At 50.0% G+C, this 5440-nt stretch carries 5 protein-coding genes; all 5 read left to right on the top strand.

All coding sequences use genetic code 11. The features are described from left to right. The first annotated feature begins 348 nt into the window (after nucleotides 1-348). Nucleotides 349-804: a single-stranded DNA-binding protein gene (locus Q8O92_00265; GenBank protein ID MDP2981746.1), complete on the top strand. Its 456-nt coding sequence runs from the start codon at nucleotides 349-351 to the stop codon at nucleotides 802-804. A 531-nt stretch (nucleotides 805-1335) separates the two neighbouring features. Beyond that, the gene (locus Q8O92_00260) at nucleotides 1336-2097 is read left to right on the top strand and encodes a M23 family metallopeptidase (protein MDP2981745.1); all 762 of its coding nucleotides are present in this window, start codon (nucleotides 1336-1338) and stop codon (nucleotides 2095-2097) included. A 318-nt stretch (nucleotides 2098-2415) separates the two neighbouring features. After that, on the top strand, nucleotides 2416-3786 hold the full coding sequence (locus Q8O92_00255; protein ID MDP2981744.1) for a hypothetical protein: 1371 nt from the start codon (nucleotides 2416-2418) through the stop codon (nucleotides 3784-3786). A gap of 280 nt (nucleotides 3787-4066) precedes the next feature. After that, nucleotides 4067-4462: a BlaI/MecI/CopY family transcriptional regulator gene (locus Q8O92_00250; protein MDP2981743.1), complete on the top strand. Its 396-nt coding sequence runs from the start codon at nucleotides 4067-4069 to the stop codon at nucleotides 4460-4462. Further along, on the top strand, nucleotides 4449-5440 hold a 992-nt coding region (locus Q8O92_00245), incomplete at its 3' end, for a M56 family metallopeptidase (GenBank protein ID MDP2981742.1). The genes Q8O92_00250 and Q8O92_00245, both read left to right, overlap by 14 nt.

The following is a 5440-nucleotide window of genomic DNA, read 5'->3' as shown; positions in this document are numbered from 1 at the left end:
CTTATCGTTATAAGAATAATTTTATGTGAAAGTATTATCGGATAATTGCATGCCTTCTTGAAGGACTGATCCCCCCTGTCCTTTGGACATCCCCCCTTTTTAAGGGGGGAAACATATTGGCAGGCAGTATCTTACCCCCTTTATAAGGGGGTCGCCGCTTTATGCGGCGGGGGGATTTTATCTAAAGAGAAGATAAGTGATATGGCATGTCTATCGCCGAATAAAAAATGGGGGATGTCCGGGATAAGGTTTTTCTATTGACACTTCGTCAATAATGTTATATTCTTTGGGTATACATCCCATTAAGACTGCCACCATGCTTCTGTAGAGGGCTTGAAGGAGGAAACGATGGCTCGCGCGTTAAATAAGGTCATGTTGATCGGAAATCTGGGCGCCGATCCTGAAATCAAGTACACACCCAACGGCACCGCGGTGGCCAACTTGCGGATCGCCACCTCGGACAACCGCAAGAACAAGGACGGGGAGTGGGAAGAGCGGACCGAATGGCACCGGGTGGTGATGTACGGCCGTCAGGCTGAAGTCAGCAAGGATTACCTCAAAAAGGGTAGCAAGGTATACATAGAGGGAAAGCTCGAAACCAGGTCATGGGAAGACCAGAGCGGCCAGAAGCATTATGCTACCGACATTGTCGGAAACAACCTGATTCTTCTCGACGCGAAAGGTCAGGGTCAGGGCGCAGGACCGGATGACAGCTCACCTTCAAAAAAGCCCCAGGCCGGACGGAGCGGCTCACCGGTTCCCCCGGAGAATTTCCCCCAGGAAGAGGATGATCTTCCCTTTTGAAAAAGGTTTTAAATCTGATTTTTGATATTATACATGACGACATAAATAATTGCGTATGTTTTGAGTATTTAGATCCTGAAACGAGTTCAGGATGATACGTGTCATGCCGAACTTGTTGCCGCTTCGCGGGAACGATGAAAGCGCAGCGCATCTTTTAGCAACCGTTTCGGCATCTATTTTGAAAAGAAACGCAATAAAATAAGTCGTCATGTATAGCTTTCGGAAAAAAATTAAATTCGGGTATTTTTTTCCCTTGACATATAATTTTTAAAAGGTATACTATACTTACTTCGTGATTGGTTTGTTCCTAACTATAAGTTTTTACACATATTTGTAAAAATCCCCAAACCATCAGATGCCATATTGTGGGAATAATACATCATGGATAACCGTTTTTTTTCCCTAATAGTTGTACCGGACAGTGGAAATGGCGTAAGATACAGCAGCTTTAATTCGCAATTCTTGGTAATACTATTCGGAATTCTTATTCTTGCCTTTTTTGTCTGCCTCTTTTTCATCGTTGGATACCACATGAAACTCAGGCAGGAAAAAAATTATCGAACAGCGGTTGAAAACAGACAGATACTACTCTCCAAAATTCACAAATCCGAAAATCTTCTCACTTCCCTTTCCGGGAAACTCAACGAAATCCAGAAAAATGACAACGCCTTCCGACTGTACGTTTCCATGGATGTTCTCGACCCGGAGATGTACAAGGCCGGTGTCGGCGGGTACAAAATATTCGATGAAACCAGTTATCCGGAGATGAGTCCGGATCTTCTTAACCGTATGAAACAGATTTCCTATGGCGTGACTGCCCTCGTCCACCAGACCGATGCGGAGGGGGTGAGCCTGGACGAAATTCAGGGGAAAGTCCGTGAAAAGAAAGACCGAATGGATAATACACCTTCCATATGGCCGACCCGCAGTCCTTATGTTACAATCAACTCGACGTTCGGTAACCGTATAAATCCCATCACCGGGTTCCATCAGTTTCATGATGCAGTTGATATCGCCGGACGCCGTGGAGATGCCGTGGTCGCTGCAGCCCAGGGAAAGGTAATCTTTGTCGGCTGGAAAGGAGCTTTGGGTCAGTGTGTGATTATCCAGCACAAATACGATTATGAAACCACCTACGGCCATCTTGACGCCATCATGGTGAAGGAGGATCAGAAGGTGGAGAGAAACCAGGAAATCGGGAAAATGGGCGCAACAGGACGGACCAGCGGGGTGCATCTGCATTACGCTGTAGCCTGGCGCGGACATAAAGAAAATCCCAAAATGTTCTTCTGATGCGATTCTAAAGATTATTTCAACTGAATCGGCGATTTGAAAAAATACAGCCATAGAGAATACAGAGTCTGAAATTAAAAAATCAAATCTGTATTCCCTACGGCTGTTTTTTATTGCCAGTATTTAGGACGGTTGAAGTAATCATAATACGTATCTTCATATTTCCTGGTGACAGGCGGGGAATGGTCATATGCCGGGCTGTCCTGAACCAGTTTCTTTGACACATCGACATGAATTTTCTCATCAGGCGCATATATTCAGGATTAATGAATTCCTGACCCATAGATATAAAGCATTTCAGCAAGGAGGTATCTTTCAATGAACCGTCGCGATGCCATCCGCCTCATCCCCGCCGCCGCTGCCGGACTGGCCGTACTGCCGAAACCGTCCCTTTCCCTTGAGAAAAATTCACCGCCCCTGTCGCTCCGGTATCTCGGCAAAGTCCGGAAGATTCTTGAAAAAATCCAGGCCACCGAATCGGACAACCTGCTTGAAGCCTCCTACCACATCGCCAGAACCGTGAAAGACGGCGGGAAGTGTTACACCACCTGGGATGTGGGCCACAGCCTTATCGAAGACATGTACCCCGACCGTCCCGGCGACCCTGAGCTATTCATCAGCGGCTACCCGGAAGACCAGGCAAAAAAAGGCGACCTCCTCCTCGGGGGGATCATCGCCCGCAAGATCGAGGATCCCCGTAAAAAGGGAGTGTACCTGGTCGGCAGCCCGGTTCCCTGGTGCGGCGACACACCCGATGCCTACTTGCTCTCCGAGCAGCACCGGGAGTACAAAATCCGTCCCTGGTCAGACCTCTGGATAGAAACCTACAGCACCACTTACGGCCCTATCATGTGGCTGCCCGGCGCGCACTATCCGATGGGCGCGGTGTCCGGGGTGGTGGGAATGGTCACCTACTGGATGATGATAGCCGACGCGGTGCGAATCCTTGCCGCAGAGGGCATCCCGGTAAAGGTCAAGGGGGATGAGCCGAAGCTCACCGAGAAAGCGAAATATGTAAGTTTGAATAAACCGCTCGCTGAGGATTACTTCAAAGAGGCCATGCACCAGCTCACCCAGATCGAAAGCGAGTTCGGCACCGCAGGCAAGATAGCGGAAACCGCGGTGGATACCATTCTCTCCGGAAACAAGGTGTATGTTTACAGCAAGTACTGGGAAGGCTTGGCGATCGAATCCAACACCCGCATGGGCGGACTCTGCATCTTTACCTCTGTATTCCAGAGCGGCCCGGAATCTGGGCTGGCGAAGAATTTCAAAGGAACATCCAAAGATTTTGTCATCATAGGCATCTGCAAACCCGATGACGAATCCGATCTGGCATTCCTCGACACCTGCAAAAAGATCGGGATAAAAACCGCTTCCATCGGCCCGGCCACACGCGACGGCGTCCTGCCGAAGGGGAAAACCGTTCCCTTCGGGACCGACATGCACCTTGGATTCATGTGCGATACCTACGGTCTCTTTGCGGTGCCTGAAGTGGAGAAGAAAATCTGCCCCACCTCGGGGGTGCTCCAGAACCAGCTCTTCTACGCAGTGAGCATGCGGGCGGCGGAACGGATCATCGAGCGTACCGGCAACCTCCCCACCATCTATCCCAACGGCGCATTCGAGGGAACGCCGTACCGTGAATTCGGGAGGGTGCATGCCATCGGGATTAAGAGAGGGTATTGAAAACAGCCCAATGCCCAAAGTCTAAAGCCCAAAGCAGAAGATTGTCTGAACCACGATTTTCATGATTACAGGATTAGCCTGATTTTTAAATGTCGTTCATCAAGGTAATCCTTAAATCCCAAGAATCAAGGTTCAGACATTTTCATCATCTTTTATCACAATTATCATGCGCATCAGTGGTTCAGACTTTTTTTTCGCACTATGCGAAAAATTTCTCTTGACAAACACTACAAATGTATTAATATTATTACAGACAACTGAATAACCAGGAGGACATACCATGCAGAAAAAACTTCCCGCACTCTCCAAAACCGAATGGAATATCATGAATATCTGCTGGAAAAAGGGGCAGGCCAGCGCACGTGTCGTCTATGAAGAAACGCTCCGTGAGAAGCAGCGGAGCTATCAGACAGTGAAAACCATGCTTGACCGCCTGGCGGAAAAAGGGTATCTCCGCCGCGAAAAATTCGGCCCCATCTGGCTCTTTGCAACCGCTGTCCCACGCTCCGCAGTGCTTGCCCGCGAGATCGAATCTTTCGTGGGAACCGTACTCGATAATACCCTGACTCCGCTCTTCGTACACTTCGCCAAAAAGGAAAAGCTGAGCCGAGAAGAGATCGAGGAGCTCAGGAAACTGATCGAGGAGAAAGAAGAGGAACGCCATGATACCGTTTGATGCAATGTTCGCCGCTGTAGGGCATACCCTCTGGGCGGTGAGCTGGCAGGTCTGCATTCTCGCGGCGATCGCCCTCATCGCGGAACGCTTTATTCGGAATGCCCCGCCGAGCTTCCGTTACTTACTCTGGCTGCTGGTGATTATCCGTCTCGCCGTGCCATTCGATATCCCTCTGCCAGCTCCAGCCGGGGACTTTGTTAACCTTCACATCCCGCTCGATTTTTCACCTGTCGATACCGGCGCTGTTCAGCCTTCCCTGAACATCCCGAATCAGGCCGCTGCTCCATTCGATCCATTCCCGATCGCCGGGTTGCTGTGGCTCATCGGATTCGTTTCCTTTGTGCTCTACCTGGCGACGCGCTTCATAAAAACGAGGCGGCTTTTCTCCATAACCGAACCGGTGACCCGATCCGACCTCTGCGATCTCCTTAATAAATATGCATCCGATCTGGGAATCAGGAAAAAGATCGGCCTCTTTGCCAGCCGCGACGAATCTTTCCATGCGCCCGCAGTCATCGGAGTCATACAGCCTCGTATCATTCTCCCACACGAAATAGTCTCAGCCTGGACGGTGCAGGACATCGAGCCGGTTCTCCTCCATGAAATGATCCACATCAGGAACCGCGACCTCCTGGTAAACTGGTTCCAGATCATCTTAAACGGAATTTACTTTTTCCATCCCGTTATCTGGCTCGCAAACAGCCGTATCCGCAAAGCGCGCGAGGAAATCTGCGATGATAGTTCGGTCGCTCGTCTCCACACGGAACGGGAGCGGTACTCTCTCAGCATGATTCGAATCGGCGAGGAATTTCTCCAGGAACGTAAGCTGACATTCGCGGAAGTGAGCTTTACGGAAAACGGGAGCAGCCTCGGAGAAAGGATAAGGAGAATTATGAGCGGGAGTTATATTCCCCACAGGCGTTTGACCGCGCTCTCGCTGGCTGCCCTGTGCGCAATCGCCGTGTTCGGTGTCATGCT

The organism is Candidatus Latescibacter sp. (genome assembly GCA_030692375.1).
Classification (GTDB): Bacteria; Latescibacterota; Latescibacteria; order Latescibacterales; family Latescibacteraceae; genus JAUYCD01.
The sequence above is the reverse complement of the archived record's forward strand: the minus strand, read 5'-3'. Positions and strand labels throughout refer to the sequence as shown.

Excerpts from the sequence above, each read along its gene's own strand:
- Q8O92_00265 (MDP2981746.1), top strand. The coding sequence starts at position 349 with ATGGCTCGCGCGTTAAATAAGGTCATGTTGATCGGAAATCTGGGCGCC.
- Q8O92_00260 (MDP2981745.1), top strand. The coding sequence starts at position 1,336 with ATGAAACTCAGGCAGGAAAAAAATTATCGAACAGCGGTTGAAAACAGA.
- Q8O92_00255 (MDP2981744.1), top strand. The coding sequence starts at position 2,416 with ATGAACCGTCGCGATGCCATCCGCCTCATCCCCGCCGCCGCTGCCGGA.
- Q8O92_00250 (MDP2981743.1), top strand. The coding sequence starts at position 4,067 with ATGCAGAAAAAACTTCCCGCACTCTCCAAAACCGAATGGAATATCATG.